General features: G+C 73.6%; 21 protein-coding genes. 9 read left to right on the forward strand and 12 right to left on the reverse strand.

Annotated elements, in window-relative coordinates; translation table 11 throughout:
• On the reverse strand, positions 1-511 hold a 511-nt coding region (locus ADL34_RS36645; protein WP_234375010.1), incomplete at its 3' end, for a helix-turn-helix domain-containing protein.
• A gap of 235 nt (positions 512-746) precedes the next feature.
• Between ADL34_RS36645 and ADL34_RS13685 the strand changes: the two genes are divergently transcribed.
• Positions 747-1,361, forward strand: a complete 615-nt coding sequence (locus ADL34_RS13685; protein WP_062666830.1) for a hypothetical protein — start codon at positions 747-749, stop codon at positions 1,359-1,361.
• A 559-nt stretch (positions 1,362-1,920) separates the two neighbouring features.
• Positions 1,921-2,400 (forward strand): ATP-binding protein, encoded by a 480-nt coding sequence (locus tag ADL34_RS13690; RefSeq protein WP_062666832.1) that lies wholly within the window; start codon positions 1,921-1,923, stop codon positions 2,398-2,400.
• 69 nt (positions 2,401-2,469) lie between these two features.
• On the opposite strand, the gene ADL34_RS13695 is transcribed toward ADL34_RS13690, so the two are convergent.
• Together ADL34_RS13695 and ADL34_RS13700 are read right to left on the reverse strand one after the other, a co-directional pair.
• The gene (locus ADL34_RS13695) at positions 2,470-3,507 is read right to left on the reverse strand and encodes a DUF2637 domain-containing protein (protein ID WP_062666834.1); all 1,038 of its coding nucleotides are present in this window, start codon (positions 3,505-3,507) and stop codon (positions 2,470-2,472) included.
• A gap of 348 nt (positions 3,508-3,855) precedes the next feature.
• A complete protein-coding gene (locus tag ADL34_RS13700; RefSeq protein ID WP_062666836.1) occupies positions 3,856-4,707 on the reverse strand; it encodes a (2Fe-2S)-binding protein in 852 nt (283 codons plus the stop codon).
• A 154-nt stretch (positions 4,708-4,861) separates the two neighbouring features.
• Here ADL34_RS13700 and ADL34_RS13705 point away from each other — a divergent pair, with 154 nt between their 5' ends.
• Positions 4,862-5,662, forward strand: coding sequence for a GntR family transcriptional regulator (locus ADL34_RS13705; protein WP_062666837.1), 801 nt, complete (start codon positions 4,862-4,864; stop codon positions 5,660-5,662).
• A 42-nt stretch (positions 5,663-5,704) separates the two neighbouring features.
• Here ADL34_RS13705 and ADL34_RS13710 read toward each other — a convergent pair whose 3' ends face one another.
• Together ADL34_RS13710 and ADL34_RS13715 are read right to left on the reverse strand one after the other, a co-directional pair.
• Positions 5,705-6,469 carry a hypothetical protein gene (locus ADL34_RS13710; protein WP_234375011.1) on the reverse strand — a complete coding sequence of 255 codons (765 nt, stop codon included), beginning with the start codon at positions 6,467-6,469 and terminating at the stop codon, positions 5,705-5,707.
• A gap of 168 nt (positions 6,470-6,637) precedes the next feature.
• Positions 6,638-8,302, reverse strand: a complete 1,665-nt coding sequence (locus ADL34_RS13715) for a PucR family transcriptional regulator (RefSeq protein ID WP_062666839.1) — start codon at positions 8,300-8,302, stop codon at positions 6,638-6,640.
• Positions 8,303-8,677: 375 nt separating this feature from the next.
• On the opposite strand from ADL34_RS13715, the gene ADL34_RS13720 reads away from it, so the two are divergent.
• The 5 genes from ADL34_RS13720 to ADL34_RS13740 all read left to right on the forward strand — a co-directional run bounded on the left by ADL34_RS13720 (position 8,678) and on the right by ADL34_RS13740 (position 15,363).
• A complete protein-coding gene (locus tag ADL34_RS13720) occupies positions 8,678-9,577 on the forward strand; it encodes an FAD binding domain-containing protein (protein WP_062666840.1) in 900 nt (299 codons plus the stop codon).
• Positions 9,577-10,146 (forward strand): (2Fe-2S)-binding protein, encoded by a 570-nt coding sequence (locus ADL34_RS13725; protein ID WP_062666842.1) that lies wholly within the window; start codon positions 9,577-9,579, stop codon positions 10,144-10,146. The genes ADL34_RS13720 and ADL34_RS13725 overlap by 1 nt, the downstream gene beginning before the upstream one ends.
• A gap of 2 nt (positions 10,147-10,148) precedes the next feature.
• Positions 10,149-12,533 (forward strand): xanthine dehydrogenase family protein molybdopterin-binding subunit, encoded by a 2,385-nt coding sequence (locus tag ADL34_RS13730; protein WP_062666843.1) that lies wholly within the window; start codon positions 10,149-10,151, stop codon positions 12,531-12,533.
• A 164-nt stretch (positions 12,534-12,697) separates the two neighbouring features.
• Entirely contained in the window at positions 12,698-14,155 is a 1,458-nt protein-coding gene (locus ADL34_RS13735; protein WP_062666846.1) for an NCS2 family permease, read from the forward strand.
• Positions 14,156-14,205: 50 nt separating this feature from the next.
• Positions 14,206-15,363: an XdhC family protein gene (locus ADL34_RS13740; RefSeq protein WP_062666848.1), complete on the forward strand. Its 1,158-nt coding sequence runs from the start codon at positions 14,206-14,208 to the stop codon at positions 15,361-15,363.
• On the opposite strand, the gene ADL34_RS13745 is transcribed toward ADL34_RS13740, so the two are convergent.
• From ADL34_RS13745 to ADL34_RS13770, 6 genes are all read right to left on the reverse strand, one after another.
• Entirely contained in the window at positions 15,309-16,622 is a 1,314-nt protein-coding gene (locus ADL34_RS13745; RefSeq protein ID WP_062666850.1) for a lanthionine synthetase LanC family protein, read from the reverse strand. The two genes, ADL34_RS13740 and ADL34_RS13745, sit on opposite strands and share 55 nt — an antisense overlap.
• A gap of 67 nt (positions 16,623-16,689) precedes the next feature.
• Positions 16,690-17,130: a hypothetical protein gene (locus ADL34_RS13750; RefSeq protein WP_062666852.1), complete on the reverse strand. Its 441-nt coding sequence runs from the start codon at positions 17,128-17,130 to the stop codon at positions 16,690-16,692.
• 51 nt (positions 17,131-17,181) lie between these two features.
• On the reverse strand, positions 17,182-17,958 hold the full coding sequence (locus ADL34_RS13755; RefSeq protein WP_234375012.1) for a polysaccharide deacetylase family protein: 777 nt from the start codon (positions 17,956-17,958) through the stop codon (positions 17,182-17,184).
• A gap of 114 nt (positions 17,959-18,072) precedes the next feature.
• Complete coding sequence (locus ADL34_RS13760; protein ID WP_063892289.1) at positions 18,073-19,215, reverse strand: PP2C family protein-serine/threonine phosphatase; 1,143 nt, start codon at positions 19,213-19,215, stop codon at positions 18,073-18,075.
• Positions 19,216-19,329: 114 nt separating this feature from the next.
• Entirely contained in the window at positions 19,330-20,094 is a 765-nt protein-coding gene (locus ADL34_RS13765) for an IclR family transcriptional regulator (RefSeq protein ID WP_062666856.1), read from the reverse strand.
• 55 nt (positions 20,095-20,149) lie between these two features.
• A complete protein-coding gene (locus ADL34_RS13770; RefSeq protein ID WP_062666859.1) occupies positions 20,150-22,216 on the reverse strand; it encodes a SpoIIE family protein phosphatase in 2,067 nt (688 codons plus the stop codon).
• A gap of 188 nt (positions 22,217-22,404) precedes the next feature.
• Here ADL34_RS13770 and ADL34_RS13775 point away from each other — a divergent pair, with 188 nt between their 5' ends.
• Positions 22,405-24,852 carry a SpoIIE family protein phosphatase gene (locus tag ADL34_RS13775; protein WP_062666861.1) on the forward strand — a complete coding sequence of 816 codons (2,448 nt, stop codon included), beginning with the start codon at positions 22,405-22,407 and terminating at the stop codon, positions 24,850-24,852.
• Between the two features lie 168 nt (positions 24,853-25,020).
• On the opposite strand, the gene ADL34_RS36650 is transcribed toward ADL34_RS13775, so the two are convergent.
• On the reverse strand, positions 25,021-26,196 hold the full coding sequence (locus ADL34_RS36650; RefSeq protein WP_234375013.1) for a hypothetical protein: 1,176 nt from the start codon (positions 26,194-26,196) through the stop codon (positions 25,021-25,023).
• Positions 26,197-26,396 lie beyond the last annotated feature (200 nt).

Here is a 26,396-nt window from a genome sequence, read left to right on the forward strand (position 1 = left end):
ACCGGGGGCGGGTGGACGCCGGGGTGGGCGGGGGAGTGACGTCGGGTGCGGGCTCGTCCGGCCCGGTGGGCTCCTCCCGCCCAGTGGGCTCGTCCGGTGTCTCGGCCGTCTCCGCCGGAGCCTCGGTGCGTTCCGCCGATGCCGATGCCGATGCCGATGCCGATGCCGGTCGCGGTTCTGGCGCCGGTAGCGGTGCCGGCACCGGCGCGCGTTCCGGGGCATCGCTGGCCGGCTTCGCGCCCTGGGTGCGCGCCCGCTGACGGGCCGCCACCGCGAGGATCCACAGCCGGTGCAGCTCCAGCCTCTCCTCGGGGGTCGCCGCGCACAGCGCCGCGAACCGCTCCACGGGCGCGAAGTCGAGCGGGACGGCCTCACCGGCGCAGTAGCGGTGCAGCGTGGAGGTGTTCATCGCGAGACGGCGGGCGAGCTGACCGTAGCTGCGGTCGGTGCGTTCCTTGAGCCGTCTGAGCAGCGCCGCGAACTCCTGGACGTCGTCCCGCACTTCCGACACCGTTCCCCCGTGTCCTGTCCGTCCCGGGACGGCATCCCAGGCACTCCCTGTATGTGCACGTCACAGGGGCTGGGATGGTTCCACCGTCGCGGATCGGCGTCCGGCGCTTGCGGCCGCCCGCTGTGACGGCTGATGCTTCTGGTGCCGCACCGACCGGGCCGCGACGACCGAACGGCGTCGGGGGCGGCCTCTTCCGCGGTCGTCACGCACCGACTCATCCCACGGGGGGACACCCATGTCCAGGACCATCCGCACCGGCGTGCTCGCCGTGCTCGCCGTCGCGGGCCTCACCGCCGGCTCCGCGCTCACCGCCGCACCCGCCGGCGCCGCGCCCAAGAAGCCCGCGCCGAAGTTCCTCTCGGCGTCCCAGCTGCCGCCGCACCCCACCGGCTGGACCGCGGGACCGGTCTCCGACGGGGTGCCGGAGGAACTGGAGTTCTGCTTCGGCGAGGCGCTGCTCGCCTACGACATCCGCCACCGCGACTTCCGCACCGACCTGGAGACCAACGCCCAGCAGATCGTCGTCGTGGTCGGCGACAACGCCAAGGCGAAGGCCCTCGCCCAGCGGCTCGACCAGGAGGTCCGGCGCTGCGCGCTGCGCGCCGACGCCGACCCCGAGATCAAGGCCGAGTACCGCGCGTACGGCACCCTGCCGGTGGAGGAGGGGGCCCGGGTGCACGGGGTGCACACCCGGACGGCGTGGGGCGCGACGGACATCGACCTGACGTCGGTCGGCCGGGACGGCGGCACCGTCACCCTCGTCCGGTGGGGGCAGATGGGGGGCTTCGCGGACGCGCCGGTGAAGGCGTTCAAGAAGACGACCACCACCGCGGTCGACAAGCTGTACTGACCGCACGGCCGGCCCGTCACGGGGGCCGCCCTCCCGCACGGGGGTCGGGCGGGCGGCCCCGGCGGGCGCGGGCCGGCGTCCCGTTTCAGCCACTTTCCCAGGACGGGGGCGTCGGCGCCGAGGGGTCTCGGCCGCCGACGCCCCCGTCCACCCGTGTGTCCGCACCGGCTACGCCGTCTTCGGCAGGGACGGGTCGGCGTTCCGTGTGATCCCGCCCGGTTCCGCCGCCCTCGCGCCCCTCGGCGCGGCGGCCGCGCGCCGGGGCGCCGTACGGCCCTCTCCTGCCCGCACCGGAGGACGGCCCCGCCTCACGCCGCCGCAAACCCCGTCGCGTCCCGACCTGGACGTGCGGCGGGTGACGGTCGCGGCCCGGCCGTCCCGCCGGACGGCCGCCGTGCCGTCTTCGGCCCTTCACCCACCTGTGAGGACCGGCCGCCGATGGCCGAACACCTGGCCGTCGCCGAGGGGACATGACTGTTCGCCACCGGGACCGGGGAATGGTTCCCGTGAACGTGTTCGAGCCAGGAGGGGAACCGACATCGGCACGCAGGCGGGGGTCATGAAGAGGCAGGCACGGGGAGGCGGTCCCACGGCGTACGGGGCCTCCTCGGCGAAGACGGTGGAGGACGGGACCGCGGGCGCCGGGGAACACACGCGGACCTCCCAGCTCAGGCGCAGACTCGGCCGGGCCGACCTGCGGGCGGTACCGGAGGCGCGCAGGGCGCTGCGCGAACTGCTGCGGCAGTGCGGCTCGACCGGCGGCTCCGACACCGCCGAACTGCTCACCAGCGAACTCGTCACCAACGCTCTCGTGCACACCGACCGGGACGCGGTCCTGACCGCCACCGTGGGACCGCACGGACTGCGCGTGGAGGTACGGGACTTCACGTCCCGGCGCCCCAGGATGCGCGTACCGGACGCCGACACCGGTACGAGCGGCCGCGGCCTGCTGCTCGTCCAGTCCCTGGCGGACGCCTGGGGCGTGTGCGTGCACGGCGTGGGCAAGGTGGTGTGGTTCGAGCTCGGCGCGGACGTGTGACGCCCGGCGAGACGGGAAGGGGCGCGACCCGTGCCGTGGGTCGCGCCCCTTCCCGTGGTCAGGACCGGCTCAGCCGAACTGCTGCTCCAGGTCCTTGAGCTTGCGCTCCAGCGAGTCCAGCCGCGGCAGCGCCATCGTGTCGTCCTCCGCGGTCAGGTCCACGGTCACCGGCTCCGAACCGGTGCGTACAGGCTCAAGAGAAGGGCGCGTGCGCACGGGAAGCGGTTCCGGCGCCGATATGGCAGGCTCCGCGGTGACCTGGGAGGAGGCCGGCTCCAGGGCCTGCGGCTCGCCCTGCCGGCCGGTGCCGCGGCCGATGAACCCGCGGTGGCCGCGGCTGATGGCCTTGAGCTGGGCGCGCTCCATGCGCTCCTGCTCGCGGCGGCGCAGCCGGGCCGCATCCTTCTGCCGCTTGTCCTCGCGGACCTCGTCGACCGCCTCGTCCAGGCTGCGCACGTTCTCCAGCAGCATGAGCGACCACGCCCTGTACGTCTCGCGCGGGGCCCGCAGCCAGCGCACGATACGGATCTGCGGCAGCGGGCGGGGCACCAGACCCTGCTCGCGCAGCGCCGCCCGGCGGGTCTGCTTGAGGGCGCGGTCGAACAGCACGGCCGCCGACAGGGACATGCCGGCGAAGAAGTGCGGGGCGCCGGCGTGGCTCAGACCACGGGGCGCGTGGACCCAGTTGAACCAGGCCGCGGCACCCGCGAACGTCCACACGAGTATCCGGGAGCCGAGCGCCGCGTCACCGTGGCTGGCCTCGCGCACGGCGAGCACGGAGCAGAACATCGCCGCGCCGTCGAGACCGAACGGCACGAGGTACTGCCAGCCGTCGCTGAGGCCCAGGTTCTGCTCGCCGAAGCCGACCAGGCCCTTGAAGGAGAGCGCGGCGGCGACGGCGGCACAGCAGAAGAGCAGCACATAGGAGGCCGTGCCGTAGATGGCCTCCTTGCGCCTGCGGCGCTCCTCGCTGCGCTCCCAGGAGTCCTCGGCCGCGTGCTCCCCGGACCGCTTGCCGCGCGCGAGCACCGCCACCGCCGCCAGCATGCCCAGGAGCAGCACGGCGCCCGGAAGCAGCCAGTTCAGCGATATGTCGGTCAATCTCATCTGGGGTCCCTTGCATTGGGATAGGGCGTAACGCCCGCCATAGTGGCCCAATCCCGCTGGCCCTCAGGGGGTTTCGGGGCAAGAGGCCGCCAAGGAGGTGCAAGGGGATGCCCAGGGCGGCGTTCTGCTCGAACTGCCGCTTGAGGGGCGGGAGTTGAGTTCGAACAACACTACCCGTGCGGGTGGTTCCACGGAAAGTTCCCGCGCGAAGTGAGGGAGCTGTGAAGCGAGTGTGACCGACGCGGGGGTGCCGTCCGTCGGTGATCTTAAGGCACGCGGCGGTGGAACCGCTCCCGAGGGGGCGTCAGTTCCCCTTCGGGGGGCGGGAATCGGGCTCCGCGCGCCCGCTCAGGCCGTCGTCGCCAGGAGCTTGGCGAGGCGGTCGGCGTCACAGGTGCGCGGGCAGGTCGCACACGTGTCCTCGGGGCGCAGCGTGTAGAACATGCAGCAGCTCGCCCGGTCGCGGGTGGGCAGGGACTCGCCGTCCGGACCGGTCAGCTCACGGAAGGCGGCCGAGCCCACGTACGGCGTCGTCGCCCCCGGCAGCAGCAGCTCCAGCTCGTGGCGGGCCCGCTCCTGCTCGCCGTCCCCGAACAGGTGCGCCACGTACCACAGGCCCTCGACCACCTCGTCCGTCGCCATGCCCCACAGGGCGCGCCCGCGCCGCCGCATCCGGGGGCCGAAGCCGCCGAGGACCGGCTCCAGGTGCTCGGCGACAGCCGCGCGCACCTCGGCCCGCAGGGCCTCCTCGTCGGGGACCACGCGCGCGCCGGGCAGGCCGGCCGCCGGGTCGCCGGGCAGGCAGGCGAAGGAGGCGGGGCGCGCCGCCAGGCGGCCCAGGGGCGCGCCGGGGTCGGTGCGGTCGTACGAGACATGCGTCACGGGGAAGCGCGGGACGCGGCGCAGCAGGAACCACGGCACGGTGATCAGCAGGCACGCCGGCCAGGCGTAGCGGTGCAGCCCGAAGCTGGCGACGACGTCCGGGCGGGCGGACTGCCCGTAGTCCCTCAGCACCTGGGCGTCGTCCCAGGCGAGGAACGCGTCGAGCCCGGCGCCGCCCTCCGCCAGCGCGCTCGCGGTGACCCAGCCGCCGTGCCGGGGCAGCGCCGCGTCGGTGACGGGCTGGGTGATGTCGAGCCCCGGGAGGACCTCGGCGAGACGGGCGTAGGCGTGCGCGAGGGCTGAGGAGGGCACGGGCATCGGAGCCGCCAATCCGCGAGGCATTGAAGGTAAGGCTTACCTTACCCCTAGCTCGGTGAGGTTTGAACTGTCGCGTTCTCCGCCTAAGGTGCTTGACGGGTGAGTAACAAGCCGCCGTAATACCCCACGTACCGACCGTCCCGGAGGAGGACCCGTGAAGCAGGGCGCGCGAAGCTCCGCGACGACGGGGACCCCGGGGACGCCGCACGTCCAGGAGGCCGCGGCGGCCGCGCCGGAACCCCGTGTCCCGGCACAGGGCACGCCGTCCGCCGCCGTGCGCGGCGAGCACACCCACAGCGAGCGGCCCATCCCCGCCCCGCGCCCGGTCGTGCAGCGCGCCTCCGTGCGGGGGCAGATCCTCGACGCCCTGCGCACCGCGCTCGTCACCGGTGAGCTGGCGCCCGGCGCCGTCTACTCGGCCCCCGCCCTCGGCGAACGCTTCGGCGTCTCGGCGACCCCGGTGCGGGAAGCCATGCAGCAGCTCGCCCTTGAAGGCGCCGTCGAGGTGGTGCCCAACCGCGGTTTCCGGGTCGTCGAACGCGGCGCCCGGGACCTGGCCGACCTCGCCGAGGTCCGGGCGCTCGTCGAAGTCCCCGTCATGCTCCGGCTCGCCCGCGCCGTCCCCGCCGAACGCTGGGCCGAGATGCGCCCGCTGGCCGAGGCGACCGTCCGCGCGGCGGCCACCGGATGCCGGGCCACCTACGCGGAGTCCGACCGCACCTTCCACCGAGCCGTGCTGTCCCTCGCGGGCAACGCCCAGCTCGTGCGCATCGCCGACGACCTGCACCGCCGCGCCCAGTGGCCGCTGACCGGCCCGTCCCGCCCGCAGGGCCGCGGCCACGCCGACCTGTTGGCCGACGCAGCCGAGCACACCGCCCTCCTCGACGCCCTGATCGCCCGCGACCTGGAGGTCGTGCGGGCCCTGGTCGACGAGCACTTCACCGGCGCCCGCTGAGAACGCCCCTCACGCCCCCGGGCAGGGCGCCCTCAAGCCCCCTCAGGTCGTCGCCGCCGGTGGCAACGGGGCCAGTTGGTCCGCCAGCCAGGTGGGGACTCCGCCGAGGAGGCGGAACAGGCGGCGGGCCTCCTCGCGGAGGCGGGACGCCTCCGGTTCGGTCTCCGTGTCGGCCAGGGACGCCAGGGCCGGGGCGGTGCCGACCAGATAGCCCAGTTCCTCGCGGATGCGCAGGGATTCGGCGAAGCCGTGCCGTGCCTCGGCCAGTTCCCCGTCGCGCAGCGCCAGCCCGGCCAGATGCCGCCAGGTGAACGACAGCAGCAGCGGGTCGGCGTGCGCCGTGGCGCCCGCGTGCGCCCGGCGGTAGGCCGCGCGGGCCGCCTGCGGCGAGCGCGCCAGGTTCTCCGCGAGGAGGCCGCGGCGGAAGTCCAGCAGGGCCCGGCCCGGCGCCCCCGGCGCGATCAGGGCCGCCGCCCGGCCCAGCGCCGCCCGCGCCTCGTCGGCCCGGTCGCGCACGGAGTGCAGCGTCGCCGCGTACGCGAGCTGCCCCCGTTCACAAGCGGCCGCGCCGCGTTCGTCGTCGGTGTGGGCCAGCGCCTCGGCCGTACGGAGCGCGTCCTCGGCCTCCTCCCAGCCCCGCTCGGTGTACAGGCACCGTTCCACCAGCAGGGCCGCGCGCTGGAGCGCGGCCGGTGCGGTGACCGGCTGGAGCAGGGCCGCCGCGTCCGCCCAGCACGCGCGCGAGCGCAGCCGCCATACCGCGGTCTGGAGTGGATCGTCGCCGGCGGTCGTTCCGTTACCAGACATGGCGGTATACGCCACCTCGCCCTCCCCGAGCACGCCATCGAGCTGTTGAGTGGTGGCGGCATCTCAGCACGAATCATCGCGCCCGGCCAAGAGGGTGGGTGAAGGATTTCACAAAGTCGTGGGACACGAGCGGCACTTGGTGCCACCCCGTGCGCCCCCGCGCCGGGTTCAGCTCATCCGCAACGCCAGGAAGAAATCGAGCTTGTCCTCCAGCCGGGACAGGTCCCGGCCCGTCAACTGCTCGATCCTGCCCACGCGGTAGCGCAGCGTGTTGACGTGCAGGTGCAGCCGGGTCGCGCACCGCGTCCAGGAGCCGTCGCAGTCGAGGAACGCCTCCAGCGTCGGGATCAGCTCCGCGCGGTGCCGGCGGTCGTAGTCCCGCAGCGGGTCCAGCAGCCGGGCCGTGAACGCCCGCCGGACGTCGTCGGGCACGAACGGCAGCAGCAGGACGTGCGAGGCGAGCTCCTGATGCCCTGCCGCGCACACCCGCCCCACCCTGGCCGCCGCGACCCGGCGCGCGTGCCGGGCCTCCTCCAGGGCGCCGCGCAGCCCCTCCGCCGAGTGCACCGCCGCGCTCACCCCGAGCGTGATCCGGCCGTCGTCGCCGAGCCCCGCCGACAGGGGCTCGGCCACCGCGTCCAGCAGCGCGTCCGCGAGGACGCCGGCCTCCGAGCCGTCGTGCTCGGCGGAGACCGCGGGCAGCGGCACCAGCGCGATCGCCTCCTCGCCCGTGTGCGCCACCGCGATGCGGTCCGACGGCTCGGGGCCGGTCGCGCGGGGATCCACCAGGATCTCCTCCAGCAGGGCCTGCGCGGCCGGACCGGGCTCGATGGCGCCGTCCGCCCACTCGACCCGGGCGACCACCACCTGCCAGTGCGGGGCCGCCCCGAGGCCGGGCAACAGCACCGGGGCCGCCACCCGCAGCCGGGCGGCGATCTCGGCGGGCGCCGCGCCCGTCTGGACCAGTTCCAGGACCTCCTGCGCGAGCCGGCGCCGTACCGTGCGGGCGGCGTCCCGGCGGTCGCGCTCCACCGCGATCAGCTGGGTGACGCCCTGCAGCAGGTCCAGCCGCTCCGCGGGCCAGTCGCCGGCGTCCGCCTCCACGGCCAGCAGCCACTCGGACAGCACCGTCTCGCGGATGTCCCCGGCCGGGCGCCCGCCGCCGCGGACCGGGAAGAGCGAGTACACCGTCGTCCCCAGCGTCACCCGGTGCGGGCCGCGGCGGCCCGAGCGGGCGGCCGCCAGATGCCCGGCCGCCAGCCGTGCGCACAGGTCGGGGGGCAGCGCAGGACCCGCCGCCTTGGAACCGGCGATCAGCCGTCCCGCGGGCGACAGCACCCAGGCCCGCAGGTCCAGGTCGGAGCCGAGCAGGTCCAGGACCACGTCCGGGCCGCCGCCCGCCGGGCCCGACGTCATCAGCCGGCGGTGCCGGTCGACCACGGCCGCCAGGTCCCCGGCCCGCTCGCCGCTGACCTGCCGGACGACATGCTCGGTGACCGTAGCGAACGCCACCGACTCGTGCACGGCGAACAGCGGCAGCCGGTGCCGGGCACACGCCACCACCAGATCCTCGGGGATGTCGCCGAGCTCGGCCTCACCGGCCGCCAGGGCCGCCACACCGGCCTGCACGAGGATGCGCACGAAAGGATCGGAGTCCGCGGCGTCCCGGCGCCACGCCAGCCCGGTGAGCACCAGCTCGCCGCCGGAGAGATAGCGGCTGGGGTCCCTCAGATCCGTGGTCATCACACCGCGCACCGTGCGGTCGAGCTCGTCCTCGCCGCCGAGCAGCTTCAGGCCCAGCGCATCAGTGTCCAGCAGTGCGCGCAGCCGCATTCTCGTCGCCGCCGTTCCTTGTCTCGAAAACTACGATGGATCATGAGGGGTCCGTGGCAGGCCCGGTCACGGGCGGCGAGCGGCCCCCCACGGGCGGCGCGCTCGTCGTCTTTCGGACGGTGTCCCAGGTCACAGAGCCGTGCCGGATGTTTCCCCGGGAAAGCAGGGAGGTTACGGGTGTCCTCCGTTCATACGAATCTACAAGATGCCCGCCGTGGCCAGCCAACTCCTTCATGGTTTCCGTGACTGACCCCGCTGGAGCACGGGCCTGTGTACTGAGGCCATTCCGCGTGAACAGCACATGAACGAGCCGGGACCGCCGCACCCGATCTGGCTCGATCCGTTCGACCCACGAGACGAAGAAGAGAGCCGGTCATGGACTTCCTTCGCCCCGCCAGCTGGGAGGAGGCGCTCGCCGCGAAGGCCGAGCACCCCACCGCTGTGCCGATTGCGGGCGGCACCGATGTGATGGTCGAGATCAACTTCGACCACCGCCGGCCCGAGTACCTCCTCGACCTGAACCGGATCGAGGACCTCTCCGCGTGGGAGGTCGGTGAGGACAGCGTGCGGCTCGGCGCCTCGGTGCCGTACACCAGGATCATGGAGGACCTGCGGGCAGAGCTGCCGGGCCTCGCCCTGGCCTCGCACACCGTCGCCTCCCCGCAGATCCGCAACCGCGGCGGCGTCGGCGGCAACCTCGGCACCGCGTCCCCGGCCGGTGACGCCCACCCCGCCCTCCTCGCCGCCGGCGCCGAGGTCGAGGCCGAGTCGGTGCGCGGCAGCCGCCGTATCCCGATCGACGACTTCTACACCGGCGTGAAGCGCAACGCGCTCGCGCCCGACGAGCTGATCCGCGCCGTGCACATCAAGAAGGCGGACGGGCCCCAGCAGTACTCGAAGGTCGGCACCCGCAACGCCATGGTCATCGCGGTGTGCGCCTTCGGCCTCGCCCTGCACCCCGAGACCCGGACCGTGCGCACCGGCATCGGCTCCGCCGCGCCGACGCCCGTCCGGGCGAAGGCCGCCGAGGAGTTCCTGAACGCCGCGCTGGAGGAGGGCGGCTTCTGGGACAACGGCAAGATCATCACCCCGTCGGTCGCCAAGCAGTTCGCGGACCTGTGCGCCGCCGCCTGCAACCCGATCGACGACGTCCGCGGCACCGCGAGCTACCGCCGGCACGCGGTCGGCGTCATGGCCCGCCGCACCCTGACCTGGACCTGGGAGTCCTACCGCCGCGCCGACGGCACGACCGATCAGGAAGGGAGTGTCGCCTGATGCGCGTCAACTTCACCGTCAACGGACGCCCGCAGGAAGCCGACGACGTGTGGGAGGGCGAGTCCCTGCTCTACGTCCTGCGCGAGCGGCTCGGCCTGCCCGGCTCCAAGAACGCCTGCGAGCAGGGCGAGTGCGGCTCCTGCACGGTCCGCCTGGACGGCGTCCCGGTGTGCTCGTGCCTCGTCGCGGCCGGACAGGTCGAGGGCCGTGACGTCGTCACCGTCGAGGGCCTCGCGGACCACGCCCGGCAGCGGTCCTGCGGCGGCTCCTCGGGCAACTCGCTGGACGAGGCGAAGGCCTGGCAGGCCAAGGGCACCGACTCGCAGACCGGCGAGGGCACCGAACTCGCCCCGATCCAGCAGGCCTTCATCGACGCCGGCGCCGTCCAGTGCGGCTTCTGCACCCCCGGACTGCTCGTCGCCGCCGACGAGATGCTGGAGCGCAACCCCAACCCGACCGACGCGGACATCCGCGAGGCCCTCTCGGGCAACCTGTGCCGGTGCACCGGCTACGAGAAGATCATGGACGCGGTCCGCCTCGCGGCCGCCCGGCAGGGAGAGGCGGTCTGACGATGGCGTCCCCCAGCGGAACCCCCACGAAGATCACCCAGGGCGCGCAGACCAAGGGCGGCATCGGCGAGTCCACGCTCCGCCCCGACGGCACCCTCAAGGTCACCGGCGAGTTCGCGTACTCGTCCGACATGTGGCACGAGGACATGCTCTGGGGCCAGATCCTGCGCTCCACCGTCGCGCATGCCGAGATCGTGTCCATCGACACCGCCGAGGCCCTGGCCACCCCGGGCGTGTACGCCGTCCTGACCTACGACGACCTGCCGACGGAGGTGCGCAACTACGGCCTGGAGATCCAGGACACCCCGGTCCTCGCCCACGGCAAGGTCCGCCATCACGGCGAGCCCGTCGCCCTCGTGGCCGCCGACCACCCGGAGACCGCGCGGCGCGCAGCCGCCAAGATCAAGGTCGAGTACCGGGACCTGCCCGTCATCACCGACGAGGCGTCCGCGACCGCCCCCGACGCGATCCTCGTCCACGAGAACCGCGACGACCACCACGCCGGGCACGTGCCGCACCCGAACATCGTGCACCGGCAGCCGATCGTCCGCGGCGACGCGGCCCGCGCCGCCGGACGGGCCGACGTGATCGTCACCGGCGAGTACACCTTCGGCATGCAGGACCAGGCGTTCCTCGGCCCCGAGTCCGGCCTCGCCGTGCCCGAGGAGGACGGCGGCGTCCACCTCTACATCGCGACCCAGTGGCTGCACAGCGACCTGCGCCAGATCGCGCCCGTCCTCGGCCTGCCCGAGAGCAAGGTCCGGATGACGCTGTCCGGTGTGGGCGGGGCCTTCGGCGGCCGCGAGGACCTGTCCATGCAGATCCACGCCTGCCTGCTCGCGCTGCGCACCGGCAAGCCCGTCAAGATCGTCTACAACCGGTTCGAGTCCTTCTTCGGGCACGTCCACCGCCACCCCGCCAAGCTGTACTACGAGCACGGCGCGACCCGCGACGGCAGGCTGACCCACGTCAAGTGCCGGATCGTGCTCGACGGCGGCGCGTACGCCTCCGCCTCCCCGGCCGTCGTCGGCAACGCGTCCTCGCTGTCCATCGGCCCCTACGTCGTCGACGACGTCGACATCGAGGCCATCGCGCTCTACACCAACAACCCGCCCTGCGGCGCCATGCGCGGCTTCGGCGCGGTCCAGGCGTGCTTCGCCTACGAGGCGCAGATGGACAAGCTGGCCAAGGAACTCGGCCTGGACCCGGTGGAGTTCCGGCAGCGCAACGCCATGGAGCAGGGCACGATCATGCCGACGGGCCAGCCCGTCGACTCGCCGGCGCCGGTCGCCGAGCTGCTGCGCCGCGTCAAGGCCATGCCGCTGCCGCCGGAGCGCCAGTGGGAGTCCAGCGAGGGCGCCGACGTACGGCAGCTGCCCGGCGGCCTGTCCAACACCACGCACGGCGAGGGCGTCGTCCGGGGCATCGGCTACGCCGTCGGCATCAAGAACGTCGGCTTCTCCGAGGGCTTCGACGACTACTCGACGGCCAAGGTGCGCATGGAGGTCGTCGGCGGCGAGCCCGTCGCCACCGTGCACACGGCGATGGCGGAGGTCGGCCAGGGCGGCGTCACCGTCCACGCGCAGATCGCCCGCTCCGAGCTCGGCGTCGCCCAGGTGACGATCCACCCGGCGGACACCCAGGTCGGCTCGGCCGGCTCCACCTCGGCCTCCCGGCAGACGTACGTCACCGGCGGCGCCGTGAAGAACTCCTGCGAGCTGGTCCGCGAGAAGGTGCTGGAGATCGGGCGGCGCAAGTTCGGCTCGTACCACCCGGCCTGGGCCACCGCCGAACTCCTCCTGGAGGGCGGCAAGGTCGTCACCGACGGCGGCGAGGTCCTCGCCGACCTCGTGGACGTCCTGGAGGACGAGAGCGTCGAGGTCGAGGCCGAGTGGCGGCACCGCCCCACCGAGCCCTTCGACCTGCGCACCGGGCAGGGCAACGGCCACGTCCAGTACTCGTTCGCCGCGCACCGCGCCGTCGTCGAGGTCGACACCGAGCTCGGCCTGGTGAAGGTGATCGAGCTGGCCTGCGCCCAGGACGTCGGCAAGGCGCTCAACCCGCTGTCCGTCATCGGCCAGATCCAGGGCGGCACCACCCAGGGACTGGGTGTGGCCGTCATGGAGGAGATCATCGTCGACCCGAAGACGGCGAAGGTGCGCAACCCCTCCTTCACGGACTACCTGATCCCCACGATCCTCGACACGCCGACCATCCCCGTCGACGTGCTCGAACTCGCCGACGACCACGCGCCGTACGGGCTGCGCGGCGTCGGCGAGGCCCCCACCCTGTCGTCCACCCCGGCCGTCCTCGCGGCGATCCGGGACGCGACGGGGCTGGAGCTCGACCGCACGCCGGTCCGTCCGGAACACCTCACCGGCACCTGATCCTCCGGGGGCGAACCGGCTGTCTCCTGGGGGGATCCGTCCCCCCAGGACCACCCCACATGTTCGTCTCGGGCCGTCCCCCGGGTCGTGCACCTCCCCAAATCCCGTGCTCCACCGCCGCCGGCGGCCGCGGGTGCCCCTTTGAACCTTGGGAGCAGGCCCACATGACCCAGCAGTCCCTCAAGCCCACGGTCACCGCCGACGACGCGGGTGAAGGAACCCGCGTCCCGGCCGGCCGGTCGTGGCTCGACCGGTACTTCCACATATCCCACCGAGGATCCACGGTGGCGCGCGAGGTGCGCGGTGGCGTCACGACCTTCATGGCGATGGCGTACATCCTCCTGCTCAACCCCCTGATCCTGTCCGGCAAGGACGCGGCGGGGAACACCCTCGCGCAGCAGGCGCTCATCACCGCGACCGCGTTCGCCGCGGCCTTCTCCACGCTGCTGATGGGCTTCTTCGGCAAGGTGCCGCTCGCCCTCGCCGCCGGCCTCTCCGTCTCGGGCGTGCTCGCCTCGCAGGTCGTCCCGCAGATGACCTGGCCGCAGGCCATGGGCATGTGCGTGATGTACGGCGTCGTCATCATGCTGCTGGTCGTCACCGGCCTCCGCGAGATGATCATGAACGCGATCCCGCTCGCCCTCAAACACGCCATCACCATGGGCATCGGCCTGTTCGTCGCCCTGATCGGCTTCTACAAGGCCGGCTTCGTGCACCAGGGCGAGGCCACCCCGGTCACCCTCGGCCCCGCCGGTGAACTGGCCGGCTGGCCGGTGCTGCTGTTCGCCGTCACCCTCCTCGCCATCTTCATGCTCCAGGCGCGCGGCGTCCCGGGCGCCATCCTCATCGGCATCGTCGGCGGCACGGTCCTCGCCGTCGCCTTGAACGCGCTCGACGTCGTCGACCCGAAGCAGTGGGCGGGTGGCGCCCCCGAACTGCACGGCGGCGCGGTGTCCATGCCGGACTTCTCCCTCTTCGGACACGTCGAGTTCGGCGGCTGGGGCGAGGTCGGCGCGATGACCGTCGGCATGATCGTGTTCACGCTGGTGCTCGCCGGGTTCTTCGACGCGATGGCCACCATCATCGGCGTGGGCACCGAGGCCAAGCTCGCCGACGACAAGGGCCGGATGCCGGGCCTGTCCAAGGCGCTGTTCATCGACGGCGCGGGCGGCGCGATCGGCGGGGCGGCCGGCGCCTCGGGCCAGACCGTGTTCGTCGAGTCGGCGACCGGCGTCGGGGAGGGCGCCCGCACGGGCCTGTCCTCCGTGGTCACCGGGCTGTTCTTCGCCGCCTGCCTGTTCTTCACCCCGCTCACGGCGATCGTGCCGGGCGAGGTGGCGGCGGCCGCCCTGGTCGTGATCGGCGCCATGATGATGATGAACGCCCGGCACGTCGACTGGTCCGACCGGGGCACCGCGATCCCGGTCTTCCTCACCGTCGTGATCATGCCGTTCACGTACTCGATCACGGCCGGCGTCGCCGCCGGCGTCATCTCCTACGTCGCCATCCGCGTCGCCCAGGGCAAGGCCCGCGAGATCGGCGCCTTCATGTGGGGCCTGACCGCGGTCTTCCTGGTCTACTTCGCCCTCAATCCCATCGAGAGCTGGATGGGCGTGCACTAGCCGGCGCCCGCACGCCCCCCTCCCCGCAACCGCCTTGAGGAGACTGACAGATGCTGGACATCGCCGAGGAACTGCACCGGTGGGTCGAGCAGGGACGTGACTTCGCCGTGGCCACCGTGGTGGCGGTCGGCGGCAGCGCCCCCCGCCGGCCCGGCGCCGCGCTCGCGGTGGACGCCGACGGCACGGCGATCGGCTCGGTCTCCGGTGGTTGCGTGGAGGGCGCGGTGTACGAGCTGTGCGAGCAGGCGCTGCGGGACGGCGAGACCGTCCTGGAGCGCTTCGGCTACAGCGACGAGGACGCCTTCGCGGTCGGCCTGACCTGCGGCGGGGTCATCGACATCCTGGTCACCCCGGTCCGGTCCCAGGACCCGGTCCGCCCTGTGGTGGCGGCGGCGCTGGCCGCCGCCGCGGCCGGTGAGGCGGCCGCCGTCGCCCGGATCGTCTCCGGGCCCGCCGAACTCGTGGGCCGCGCGCTGCTCATACGCCCCGACGGCGGCCACGAGGGCGGCTACGGCGGCCACCCCGAGCTGGACCGCACGGTGGCGGCGGAGGCGGCCGCGTTCCTCGACGCCGGACGCACCGGCACCCTGCAACTGGGTGAACAGGGCTCGCGCTGCGGGGAGCCGCTGACCGTGCTGATGGAGTCCTCGGTGCCGCCGCCCCGCATGATCGTCTTCGGCGCGATCGACTTCGCCTCGGCGCTGGTCCGTGTGGGCGCGTTCCTCGGCTACCGCGTCACGGTGTGCGACGCCCGCCCGGTCTTCGCGACGAAGGCCCGTTTCCCGGAGGCCGACGAGGTCGTCGTGGAGTGGCCGCACCGGTATCTGGAGCGCACCGGGACCGACGCGCGCACGGTCCTGTGCGTGCTCACCCACGACGCCAAGTTCGACGTGCCCCTGCTGCGGCTCGCCCTGCGCCTGCCGGTCGCCTACGTCGGCGCGATGGGCTCGCGCCGCACCCACCTGGACCGCAACGAGCGCCTGCGGGAAGTCGGCGTCACCGAACTGGAACTGGCCCGGCTGCGCTCCCCGATCGGCCTGGACCTCGGCGCGCGCACCCCCGAGGAGACGGCCCTGTCCATCGCGGCGGAGATCGTCGCGAACCGGCGCGGCGGCAGCGGGGTGTCACTGACCGGGGCGCACACGCCGATCCATCACGACGCCGCCTCCGCCTCCGCGCCCGCCGGAAGGATCGGCTCGGTGGCCTGAGTCCGGGGCACCGGCTGGTCGGGCCAGGCGACGGCGTACGCCGGGTCGCCGCCGCGCACGATCCGTACATGGCGCAGGAGTTCGCGCACGATGCCCGCGCCGCCCATCGCCCAGCCGCACTCCGGTTCGAGGTCGCTCGCCGTGGCGCGGTGCTCGACGTTGGACCAGCGCGCGCCGTCGGCGTCCCGTACGGCGTTCGCGGCGAGCGCGGCCACGAGCGTACGGGCGAAGCCGGGGGAGTCGCCCTGCTCGGCGATCCGGTCGCCGGCGAGGGCCAGGACGCCCGCCGTGCCGCAGCAGCGCCCGTGGTTGTCCCAGAAGCCGGGGCGCAGCCGGCTCGGCAGCCCGGAGCGGGTGACGGTGTGCCAGCAGCGGTCGGCCAGCGCCGCCCACGCGGGGTCGCCGGTGACGTCCCGCAGCAGCCGGAAGACCTGTGCGTCGCCTGCCGGTCCGTGGCACCAGCCGTAGCTGTAGCGCGGGGTGACGTCGGGGCGGTGCGGCGGGTCGGAGTGCGGGACGAGGAAGCCGTCGGGCCCGTCCTCGTCGCGGGCGACCACGTCGGCGGCCCCGGCGAGGGCGAGGCCGAGCAGATCGGACCGCCCGGTCGCCCCGCCGACCGCGGCCAGTCCGTACACGACACCGAGGGTGCCGTGCGACACGTGGTGCATACGGCCCTCGACGCCGGGACGGAACGGCCACCGCACGCCGGCCGCCGTCGGCTCGGCCGTACGCGCGTACGGCTCCACGGCGAGCACGGCCAGGTCGTCCTGCCCGGCGAGGAGCGCGCCGAGGCCGATGCCCGCGTTGCCGCCCATCAGTTCGTACAGCTCGCCCCAGCGCTCCCCGTCGAAGGCCGCCCGCACGCCCTCCAGGGCCCGCTCGGCGGCGGATCCGGCCCGGGCGTCTCCCAGTTCGCGGTGGACCGCCCGCAGGGCGAGCGCGATGCCGGTGCGGCCGAAGTACAGGGAGTGGTCCTCCCACGATCCGGCGAACTCCTCCAAGGCGCGGGCCGCGCGCACGGCGGTGTCCGCGTAGACGTCGTCCCCGAAGTGCCGCCACGCCTCCAGCAGGGTGGGGACGACACCGGCCGTGCCGTTGTAGAGCATCGGGTCGACCGCCTCGTCCGAGGGCCGGACCGGCCATCCCAGCCCGTCGCCGCCGTCCGTCTTCCGCCCGGCACCGATCAGCCAGCGCAAGCCGTCCACGGCGAGCGCCTCGGCCTCGTCGGCCGTCGGCGCCTCCACGTCCGCAGTGGTCATGCCCGCGTCCCCCCCGTCGTCTCCGCCGAACGCCAACCCTACGCAACGGCGCGGGCGTCGGGCCGGGTCAGGGGGTGCGCAGCAGCCGGTTCATCGCCTGTCCGAACAGGTACCGGCCGGCCAGCCCCACCACACCGTCCAGGGGGCGCGGCACGAACCGGACACGGACCTCCTCGTGCCACACCGCCCGGGTACGGCCGCCGGGTCCCGGGCCCACCTCGATCTCCGCCCAGCCGGTGATCACCCGGCCCCGCTTCTCCAGCCTGCACCGGCCCGGAGCGGTGGCGCCGGGCGGCTCCCACCGGGTGACGTCCATCGGGTCGTCGAAGCCGAGCGGGCCGAGGCCGGTGCGGGCGACGAAGCGGGTGCCCTCCCGGGTGGGCCCGGCGGTGACGACGCGGATCCGGGTGAACGGGACGACGTCGCCGTGGCGGTGCCACTCCGTCAGGCGGCGCCACGCCTCGTCGAGGGGGAGCGGGACCGTGCGCTGGAGGAGGAAGGTGGCCACGGGGCGATCCTACGGAACGTCCTCGCCCGATCGGCGCTGGTCACGCCCGGCTCACCGGTACACCTTGCCGGGCTCCGCCTGTCCCGGGGCGAGCAGCTGGGGAACGGTGACGAACGAGTATCCGCGCTTCTTCAGGCCCTCGATGATCCCGGGGACCGCCGGCACGGTGCCGTCGTAGAGGTCGTGCAGCAGGATGATCCCGTCGCGTTCGGTCTGTTCGAGGACGCGCTTCTGGATGAGGGCGGAGTCGTCGGTGCTGTAGTCCTTGGCCGTCACGCTCCACAGGACCTCCGACATCCCGAGCTCGCGGCAGATCTCGTGCACGGTGTTGTTCGTGCGCCCCTGCGGCGGGCGCATCAGGGTGGGGCGCCGCCCGACGAGCGCCGCTATCTCCTTGTTGGGCCGCTCTATCTCCTCGCGTATCTCGTCGGCTCCCATGTCCGTGAGCCGCTTGTGGTCCCAGGTGTGGTTGGCCAGCTCGTGGCCCTCGTCCGCCATCCGCCGTACCAGGTCCGGGTACGTGTCGATGTGGCGCTTGCCGAGGAGGAAGAAGGTCGCCGGGACCTTCTCCTCCTTGAGGATGTCCAGCAGCCGCGCGGAGTGCTCGCTGGGCCCGGCGTCGAAGGTCAGCGCGACGCACTTGGCCTCACGGCAGTCGACGCTGCCGAACGAGGCGTGGGCGGCGCTCCGCGAGCGGGCCGTGGCGGGTGACGTGGTGTCCAGGCGTACGTACTGGTTGAAGGCCACGAGACAGGCCGCCGCCGTCACGACGGCGGTGGCGGACAACCAGATCCAGGTTTTTCTCATCTTCTGGGGCAGTAGGCGCATGCCCGGACTATACATAGCGTGTATACGCCCGGTGTATAGGGGGTCCTCGTAGCCTCTGGGCAGACGTTTCGCCGCCGCCTCGGAGCGGGGCGGCGGCGAAAGGACCGAAGGGTCTCAGGCTGAGAGGCTGCTGACGCGCCCGGCTTCCTGCGGGGCGGTGGGAGCGCAGGCGGTCTGCTCGGCCGGGACCGGCTTGCGCAGGAGCAGCAGGGCCGCGTCGTCGTGCAGATGCCCGCCGACGTGGTGCAGCAGCTCGTCGTGCAGCGCGGTGACGGTCCGCGCCGGATCGTCGCAGATGTGCCGCGCGAGGCCCTCGGCCAGCGGATAGAACTCGCGGTCGTGGTCGCGCGCCTCGGTGACGCCGTCGGTGTAGAGCAGCAGCTGGTCGCCGTCGGCGAAGGGCAGCACGTGCAGCTCGGGCGTCTCGCCGGACAGGGCGCGCAGCCCGAGGGGCGGCGCCGGCCGGTCCGGCTCCACCGGTACGACGGCCGAGTCCCGCACCAGCAGCGGCGGGGCGTGCCCGCAGTTGACCACTTCCAGTTCCCCGGGCCGGGGGTGTCCGGCGACCACGGCGGTCACGAAGTCGTCCGGCCCCAGGTTCCTGGCCAGGCTGCGCTCGATGCGGGCGACCACGTCCAGCAGGTCGGGCTCGTCGTGCGCGGCCTCCCGGAACACCCCGACGACCAGGGCCGCCGTGCCCACGGCCGGCAGACCTTTGCCGCGGACGTCGCCGACGATCAGCCGGACCCCGTGCGGTGTGGACACCAGGGCGTACAGGTCGCCGCCGATCCGGGCCTCCGCCGCCGCGGCGCTGTAGCGCACCGCCACCTGGAACGGGCCGACCGTCGAGGGGACCGGCTGGAGCAGAGCGTGCTGCGCGGCCTCGGCGACGGAGCGCACCGCCTCCAGCACCCGCTCACGGCGTCCGCCCAGCACGGTGGTCAGTCCGCACGCCAGGGTGACGACCGCGAGGGACGCCAGCGTCATGCCCAGGACGCGGCCCGGGGCGTCGTGATGGAAGGCGAGGGCCAGCCCGAGAGCGCCGGCGAAGAGCCCTCCGCACAGGACCGTGCGAGGGCCGCCGGCGGTGGCGGCGAGCGCCGGCACCGTGGCGAGCAGGGGCACCCAGGCCGTCCTGGAGCCGCCGAGCAGGTCGGCGAGGGCGAGCCCGGTGACGATCAGTATCAGCAGTACGGCCACGGCGACGACCCATCGCCGCGACCAGTGGTCAGGTCCGTGCTCGGGGGCCTGGCTCATTCTTGTCCGCTGTCCTCGTTCTGTGCGTCCGGAGCCGAAGATCACCCCGGGAACCTGATATGTCCTATTTATTAGGAAACGGGTGCGAGGTGTGTCAGGGCAAGCGGCGGGATTTCAGATAGTGAGCGACAGGCTCCGCGTCACCCGGTCCGCCGTCGGCATCAGCAGCGCGGTGACGTCCTCCAGACGCCGGCGCCGGTCCGCCCGCAGCGACACCCCCAGCGAGCCCAGCGTGCCGCCGCTGTACACGGGCACCGCCACACAGACCGTGCCGAGCGCGTACTCCTCCATGTCCGTGACCGCGGGGGCCAGCGGCGAGGTGTCCAGCCGCCGCAGCAGCTCGGGCGGGTCCGTGATCGTCCTCGGCGTCAGATCGGCCAGGTGGTGCCGGGACAGGTACTCCCGCCGCGCCTCCTCGTCCAGCTCGCGCAGCACCGACTTGCCGAGCGCCGTGGCGTGCCCGGCGTCCTCGAACCCCACCCACAGGTCGACGCGCGGGGCCCGCGGACCGTCGACGATCTCGGCGACCCGGATCTCCCCGTCCTCGTAGAACGTCAGGTAGGCGGCGCTCGACAGCTCGTCCCGCAGCGCGGCGAGCGCCGGACGCACCCGGCTGAGCAGCGTCTGCGCCCGGCCCGAGGAGGTCCGCAGCGTCCCCAGCCGGTCGCCCAGCACGAACGCGCCGTCGTCGAGCTTGCGCGCATAGCCGTCGTGCACCAGCGTCCGCAGCAGGTGGTAGGCCGTCGCCAGCGGCAGCTCCGTCTCCCGCGCCAGCTGCTTGGCGGGCGCGCCGTTGTCGTGGGCGCTCATCGCCTCCAGCAGCCGGAAGGCCCGCTGTACGGAGCCGATGAGGGTGGGACCGTTCGGAGCGTCACCCATACGGACCAGGGTGCGCCCCGCAGCCGCCCCGGGCAAGGCGGCTCCGGGGCCGCGATCACACCATCCGCGCCACGAGCAGCGCCACGTCGTCGTGGTCGTCGGGATGGCGCAGGCCGTACAGGAGCAGGTCGCAGGTCTCCTCCAGGGGCCGGCGCGGCTCGTCCAGGAAGCCGAGCATCACGTCCAGCCGGTCGTCGATGGAGTGGTGCCGCGTCTCCACCAGCCCGTCCGTGTACAGGACCAGCAGATCGCCCGGCACCAGCTCGACCGTGGTCGTCTCGAACGGCACACCCCCCACCCCCAGCGGCGCCCCCGACGGCAGCCGCAGCAGACGCGGCTTCCGGCCCGGACGGGACAGCGCGGGCGGCATGTGCCCGGCGTTCGCGACCTGGAGCTGCCGGGTGCGCGGATCGTAGACCGCGTACAGGCACGTCACGATGTAGTGCTCCAGATCGCAGGTGATCTTGTCCAGATGGTGGAGCACCGCGCCGGGATCGAGGTCGAGGTCCGCGTAGGCGCAGGTCGCCGTGCGCAGCCGGCCCATCGTGGCGGCCGCGTCGATGCCGTTCCCCATCACGTCCCCCACGACCAGCGCCGTCTTGTCGTCCTCCAGCGGCAGCACGTCGTACCAGTCGCCGCCGACCTCGCTGGTCGCCTGCGCCGGCTGGTAGCGGGAGGCCAGCTCCAAGCCCGTGTGGTGCGGCGCGTGGTCGGGCAGCAGGCTGCGCTGCAGGGTCAGCGCCGTGTTGCGCACGCTCTGGAACCAGCGCGCGTTGTCGATGGCCACGGCGGCCCGCCCCGCCAGCTCGCCGGCGAGCACCACGTCGTCCTCGTCGAACGGCACCGGATTGCGCGTCCGCTTCAGGTCCAGCGCCCCGAGCACCTCGCCGTGCGCGATCAGCGGCACCGCCAGGTACGAGTGCACGCCCGCCCGCGCCAGCAGCTCCGTGGCCTGTGCGTCCCGCCCGATGCGCGGCAGATCCGCCTCGCCCACGTGCCGCACCAGGACCGGCCGCGCCGTGTGCACGCACAGCGTGACCAGCCGGTCCCCCTCGTACGCGGCGAGATCACCGGGCGGGTCGGCGGCCCGCAGCGCGGCGCTCGGATACGCCGACTTCAGGGCGAGGGCGCGGAACAGCTCCGGGCCGTTCTCCGGCCTGCGGGTGCGCCGGCATGCCAGCGCCGCGTCCAGCACGTCCACGGCGACCACGTCGGCCAGCTCGGGCGTGGCCACGTCCGCCAGCTCGTCGGCGGTCCGCTCCACCTCCAGCGAGGTGCCGACCCGCGTGGACGCCTCCGCGATCAGCGCCAGCCGGCGCCGGGCCCGGTCGGCCGCGGCGGCGGCCCGGTGCCGCTCGGTGACGTCGACGAACGAGATGGCGGCGCCCAGCACCCGCCCGCCCGAGTCCTCCAGCCGGTAGAAGGACAGCGACCAGGCCCGCTCACGGTCCGTTTCGTCCGGCGGACGGCCCACGTGGTACTGGTCGAGCAGCGGCGTCCCGGTGGTGATCACCTGACGCACGCACGCCTCGATGGTGTCGAGGTCGGACAGCGGCAGCGTCTCCCGCAGCCGGCGGCCCACGTGCTCACCGGCCGGCGTGTTGTCGACGCGCTCCAGCGCCGGGTTGACCAGCAGGAACCGCAGATCCGGGCCGACCAGCGCGATTCCGATGGGGGACTGGTTGATCAGCCGCTCGCACAGCGCCAGATCCGTCTCGACCCGCTGGAGCAGCGAGTGGTCGGCCGCGATGCCCAGGGCGTACACGTCCCCGAGGTCGTCCAGCAGCCGCATGTTGCGGAACTCCGTCATGCGCGTACTGCCGTCCTTGTGCCGCACCGGGAACGTGCCGGCCCAGCTCTGGCCGGTCCGCAGCACCTCGGCGAACAGCTTCGTCACCGACGGCAGATGCTCGGGGTGGATGAAGAGCCGGGCCGCGTGCGTGCCCAGCGCCTCCTCGGAGGAGTACCCGAACAGCTCCTCGGCCTGCGGGGTCCAGAAGACGATGCGCCCGTCGGCGTCCAGCACCACCGCGGCCACGCTCAGCACGTCGAGCAGTCCGGTCGGCCGCGGCGGCTGGGCACCGTGACCACCCGCATCGGACTCCAGGGATCCGGCTGTCATCGCGGCGCCTCCTCCACCCCCGGACGGGCTCACCGGCCACCCTCGGCACGGCGAGTACGGGGCCGGCACCTCCATGCTCTCTCCACCACGCTCGGCGCGCACCGGACGGCCGTCCCGTGCGCGCGGGAGACGCAAGCAGGAACATGGGTCCTGTGAGCACGGGACCCACAGACGCTGCGTGAGGAGCCATGGACGCTCCGCGAGACACCCCGGACACCCCCGGAGCCGAGGCCCGGCGGGAGCCCCTCGACGCGGCCGGCGACGCCGCCGCCGTCGTCTCCGCGGGCGGGCAGGTGCTCGCCTGGACCCGGGCCGCGGAGGAACTCCTCGGACTCCCGGCGGCCGACGTCGTCGGCACCCCGGGGCTGGCCCTGCTGGCGACGCCCGGCGACCGCGCGCGGGCGGTCGCCGTCGCCGAGCGCTGCCGGTCCGGCTCGGGCTGGAGCGGCCGGTTCCCGGTCCGGCACCGCGACGGGCACACCGTCGACGTCGACGTACGGGTCTCCCCGGGCTTCCGCGTCGGTCAGGAGGAGTGCTACCTGGTCTCGGCGCGGGACCGGCTCCCGCCGTGGGTCGTCGGCGAGTCGGTCCTCAACGGATTCCTGACCCGCTCACCGGTCGGCATGGCCGTCGTGGACCGCGGGCTGCGCTACGTCTGGCTGAACGACACCCTGGAGCGCCTCGGCGGGGTCCCGCGCGGGCAGCGGCTCGGCCGCCGGCTCGGCGACCTGCTGCCCGGCCTCGAGGCGGAGACCATCGAGGGCCTGATGAGCAAGGTCCTGGAGACCGGCGTCCCGGTCACCGACTACGAGTACGTCGGCTGGAGCTGGTCCGACCCGCACCGCCAGCGCGCGTACTCGACGTCGTTCTTCCCGCTCGTCGACCCCGACGACACGGTCAGCGGGGTCTGCTACATGGTCGTGGACGTCACCGAGCGCTGGACCGCCCGCCGGCTGCTGACCCTGGTCAACGAGGCCGGCACCCGTATCGGCACCACCCTCGACGTGCTGTCGACCGCACAGGAACTCGCCGACTTCGCCGTGCCCGCGTTCGCGGACTTCGTCGCCGTGGACCTGCTGGAACCGGTGCTCAGCACCGAGGGGCACGGCGCCTGGCTCACCGACGCGGGACCGGCCCTCGTCGGCGCGGCGATGCGCCGGGCCGGTCTGCGGTCGGTCCGCGACGGCTGCCCCGAGGCCGTCGCGCGCGTGGGCGACCCGGTCGACTTCGTACCGCCGCCGCACGACGAGCACCTGCTCGGCGAGGGCGGCCCCGTCCTCATCCCGGTCCTCGACCCCTTCGACTCCCGGTGGGCGGCCGAACAGCCGCGCCGGGCGGCCAGCATGCGCGCCTACGGGCTGCACTCGCTGATCTGCGTGCCCATGCGGGCCCGGGACACCGCGCTCGGCCTCGCCACGTTCATCCGCTCGCGCAACCCCGCCTCCTTCCGCCCCGACGACGTCCTCGTCGCCCAGGAACTGGTGGCCCGCGCGGCCCTCTGCGTCGACAACGCCCGCCGCTACACCCGGGAGCACACCGCGGCCGTCACCCTCCAGCGCAGTCTGCTGCCGCAGGCGCTGTCCGGCGGCACGGCCCTGGAGGTCGCCTCCGCCTACCGTCCGGCCGACCCCACGGACGGCGTCGGCGGCGACTGGTTCGACGTCATCCCGCTGTCGGGCGCCCGGGTCGGGCTCGTCGTCGGCGACGTCGTCGGGCACGGCATAGCCGCCGCGGCCGCCATGGGACGGCTGCGCACCGCGGTGCAGACCCTCGCCGACATGGAGCTGCCGCCCGACGAACTCCTCGCGCACCTCGACGACCTGGTCCTGCGGCTCAGCGAGGGGCAGCACGACGCGGGCGGGGCCGGTTTCCTCGGCGCGACGTGCCTGTACGCGGTGTACGACCCCGTCACCCGGCGCTGCACGATGGCCCGCGCCGGACACCCGCCGCCCGTCGTCGTGGCGCCCGACGGGCAGGTGTCCTACCCCGAACCGCCCGCCGGGCCGCCGCTCGGGCTGGGCGGCCTCGCCTTCGAGTCCGCCGAGATCGAACTCGCCGAGCACAGCCTGCTCGGGCTCTACACCAACGGCCTCGTCGAGAGCGAGAGCGCCGACGTCGACAGCGGCATGGCCCGGCTGGGCGACCTGCTCTCCCGGCGCGACCGCGACCTCGACACCCTCTGCGCGTCCGCCGTGCGCGACCTCGTGCCCGAGCAGCAGCCCGACGACGTCGCCCTGCTGCTGGCCCGCACCCGGGCCCTGGACCCCGGGGACGTCGTCTCCTGGGACGTGCCCGTCGACCCGGCCGCCGTCGCCGAGGCCCGCGCCCGCGCCACCCGGCAGATGGCCGCCTGGCACCTCGACGACCTCGCCATGACCACCGAACTGATCGTCAGCGAGCTGGTCACCAACGCGATCCGCTACGCCGAACCCCCGGTGCGCCTGCGGCTCCTGCGCGACACCCGGCTGACCTGCGAGGTCGCCGACGCCAGCAGCACCGCCCCCCGGCTGCGCCACGCCCGCAGCACGGACGAGGGCGGCCGGGGCCTGTTCCTGGTGGCCCAGCTCGCACACCGCTGGGGCGCCCGCTACACACCCGGCGGGAAGATCATCTGGGCCGAGCAGGAACTGCCCTGACGTTCAGCGCGGTGATGACGGCGCCGATGGTGAGCGCCGGGCTGCGGCACAGCCACCTAAAGGGATGTTTCCGACCAGGACGGGTAGGGCGCCGAAACGCGGAACGGCCGGCCCCGGGGGTCCGGGTCCGGCCGTTCGCAGGGCATCGCTCAGCGCGTCAGCCCCAGCTCACTCGTCATGGCCTTCGTGCCCTTCGTTGCCTTCGTGCCCTCCCTTGCCCTTGTGCTCACCCTTGCTGGGCTTGTCGGGGTGGGCCGGCTTGGAGGGGTGGTCGGGCTTCGCGGGCTTGCTGGGGTACGCGGGCTTGCTCGGGTGGTCGGGCTTGGCGGGCTTGCTGGGGTACGCGGGCTTGCTCGGGTGGTCGGGCTTGGCGGGCTTGCTCGGGTACGCCGGCTTGGACGGCCGCTCGGGCTTGGCGGGCTTGGCCGGGTAGGCGGGCTTCGACGGCTGCTCCGGCTTGGCGGGCTTGGCCGGGTACGCGGGCTTGGACGGCTGCTCGGGCTTGGCGGGCTTGGCCGGGTAGGCGGGCTTGCTCGGCTTGCTGGGGTACGCGGGCTTCGCCGGGTACTCAGGCTTCGACGGCTTGGCGGGGTACGCAGGCTTGCTGGGAAGTTCGGGCTTCGCGGGCTTCGCGGGCTTCGCGGGCTTCGCCGGGTACGCCGGCTTGGCCGGGTATTCAGGCTTGGCGGGCTTCGCCGGGTACGCCGGCTTGCTCGGGTGCTCAGGCTTCCCGGGCTTGGCCGGGTACTCGGGCTTGGCGGGCTTCGCCGGATACGCGGGCTTGCTGGGGTATTCGGGCTTGGCGGGCTTGGCCGGGTACGCGGGCTTGCTCGGGTACTCAGGCTTCGCGGGCTGTTCCGGCTTGGCAGGCTTCTCGGGGTACGCCGGCTTCACCGGGTATGCCGGCTTCGCGGGCTGCTCCGGCTTTGCCGGCTTCTCCGGGTACGCAGGCTTCACCGGCTTGGCCGGGTACGCCGGCTTCTCCGGGCGGGCCGGCTTCGCCGGGTGCGCCGGGTACTCGGGCTTGACCGGTTTCGCCGGGTGCTCGGGCTTGGCGGGGTGCGCCGGCTGTTCCGGCTTCGCCGGGTGGTCCGGTTTGGCGGGGTGTACCGGCTGTTCCGGCTTCGCCGGGTGACCGGGCTTCGCCGGGTGGCCGGGCTTCGCCGGGTACGCGGGCTGGGGCCCGTGGGCCGGGGCCTGAGCCGGGTGGGCCGGGTACGACGGGTGCGGCGTGGCGTGGTCATCGGCATGGGCGGAGCCCGTGCTCGCCAGGGCGGCTGCGGCGAGCGCGGCTGCCATGGCGGCGGGCGCCAGGACGGATCGCCATCTCGGCGGTGTCCTCATCTTCCACTCTCCTCGACTGGGTTCAGGGCCTCGTGACGGCGGGTCAGCACCAAGAGCCGGATAGTGGAATGAATAGGAAATCGGTTGATTTGAATAACGCCGGGACGGTCAAAGGCCACCGAATGACGTAGCCCGGCACCGCCGGTCGGCCCGGCCCCGAGCTCCCGTAATAGGACACGACCTGTCCTCGATCCTCCGTA

Source organism: Streptomyces sp. NRRL WC-3605 (genome assembly GCF_001509795.1).
In the GTDB taxonomy this organism is placed as follows: Bacteria; Actinomycetota; Actinomycetes; order Streptomycetales; family Streptomycetaceae; genus Streptomyces; species Streptomyces viridochromogenes.

What these genes read in the sequence shown, in the direction of transcription:
- ADL34_RS13715 (WP_062666839.1), bottom strand. Translation starts at nt 8,302, where the DNA reads ATGCGGCTGCGCGCACTGCTGGACACTGATGCGCTGGGCCTGAAGCTG.
- ADL34_RS13695 (WP_062666834.1), bottom strand. Translation starts at nt 3,507, where the DNA reads ATGAGATTGACCGACATATCGCTGAACTGGCTGCTTCCGGGCGCCGTG.
- ADL34_RS13700 (WP_062666836.1), bottom strand. Translation starts at nt 4,707, where the DNA reads ATGCCCGTGCCCTCCTCAGCCCTCGCGCACGCCTACGCCCGTCTCGCC.
- ADL34_RS13740 (WP_062666848.1), top strand. Translation starts at nt 14,206, where the DNA reads ATGCTGGACATCGCCGAGGAACTGCACCGGTGGGTCGAGCAGGGACGT.
- ADL34_RS36650 (WP_234375013.1), bottom strand. Translation starts at nt 26,196, where the DNA reads ATGAGGACACCGCCGAGATGGCGATCCGTCCTGGCGCCCGCCGCCATG.
- ADL34_RS13760 (WP_063892289.1), bottom strand. Translation starts at nt 19,215, where the DNA reads ATGAGCCAGGCCCCCGAGCACGGACCTGACCACTGGTCGCGGCGATGG.
- ADL34_RS13685 (WP_062666830.1), top strand. Translation starts at nt 747, where the DNA reads ATGTCCAGGACCATCCGCACCGGCGTGCTCGCCGTGCTCGCCGTCGCG.
- ADL34_RS13730 (WP_062666843.1), top strand. Translation starts at nt 10,149, where the DNA reads ATGGCGTCCCCCAGCGGAACCCCCACGAAGATCACCCAGGGCGCGCAG.
- ADL34_RS13725 (WP_062666842.1), top strand. Translation starts at nt 9,577, where the DNA reads ATGCGCGTCAACTTCACCGTCAACGGACGCCCGCAGGAAGCCGACGAC.
- ADL34_RS13775 (WP_062666861.1), top strand. Translation starts at nt 22,405, where the DNA reads ATGGACGCTCCGCGAGACACCCCGGACACCCCCGGAGCCGAGGCCCGG.
- ADL34_RS13735 (WP_062666846.1), top strand. Translation starts at nt 12,698, where the DNA reads ATGACCCAGCAGTCCCTCAAGCCCACGGTCACCGCCGACGACGCGGGT.
- ADL34_RS13770 (WP_062666859.1), bottom strand. Translation starts at nt 22,216, where the DNA reads ATGACAGCCGGATCCCTGGAGTCCGATGCGGGTGGTCACGGTGCCCAG.
- ADL34_RS13720 (WP_062666840.1), top strand. Translation starts at nt 8,678, where the DNA reads ATGGACTTCCTTCGCCCCGCCAGCTGGGAGGAGGCGCTCGCCGCGAAG.
- ADL34_RS13710 (WP_234375011.1), bottom strand. Translation starts at nt 6,469, where the DNA reads ATGTCTGGTAACGGAACGACCGCCGGCGACGATCCACTCCAGACCGCG.
- ADL34_RS13690 (WP_062666832.1), top strand. Translation starts at nt 1,921, where the DNA reads ATGAAGAGGCAGGCACGGGGAGGCGGTCCCACGGCGTACGGGGCCTCC.
- ADL34_RS13755 (WP_234375012.1), bottom strand. Translation starts at nt 17,958, where the DNA reads ATGCGCCTACTGCCCCAGAAGATGAGAAAAACCTGGATCTGGTTGTCC.
- ADL34_RS13745 (WP_062666850.1), bottom strand. Translation starts at nt 16,622, where the DNA reads ATGACCACTGCGGACGTGGAGGCGCCGACGGCCGACGAGGCCGAGGCG.
- ADL34_RS13765 (WP_062666856.1), bottom strand. Translation starts at nt 20,094, where the DNA reads ATGGGTGACGCTCCGAACGGTCCCACCCTCATCGGCTCCGTACAGCGG.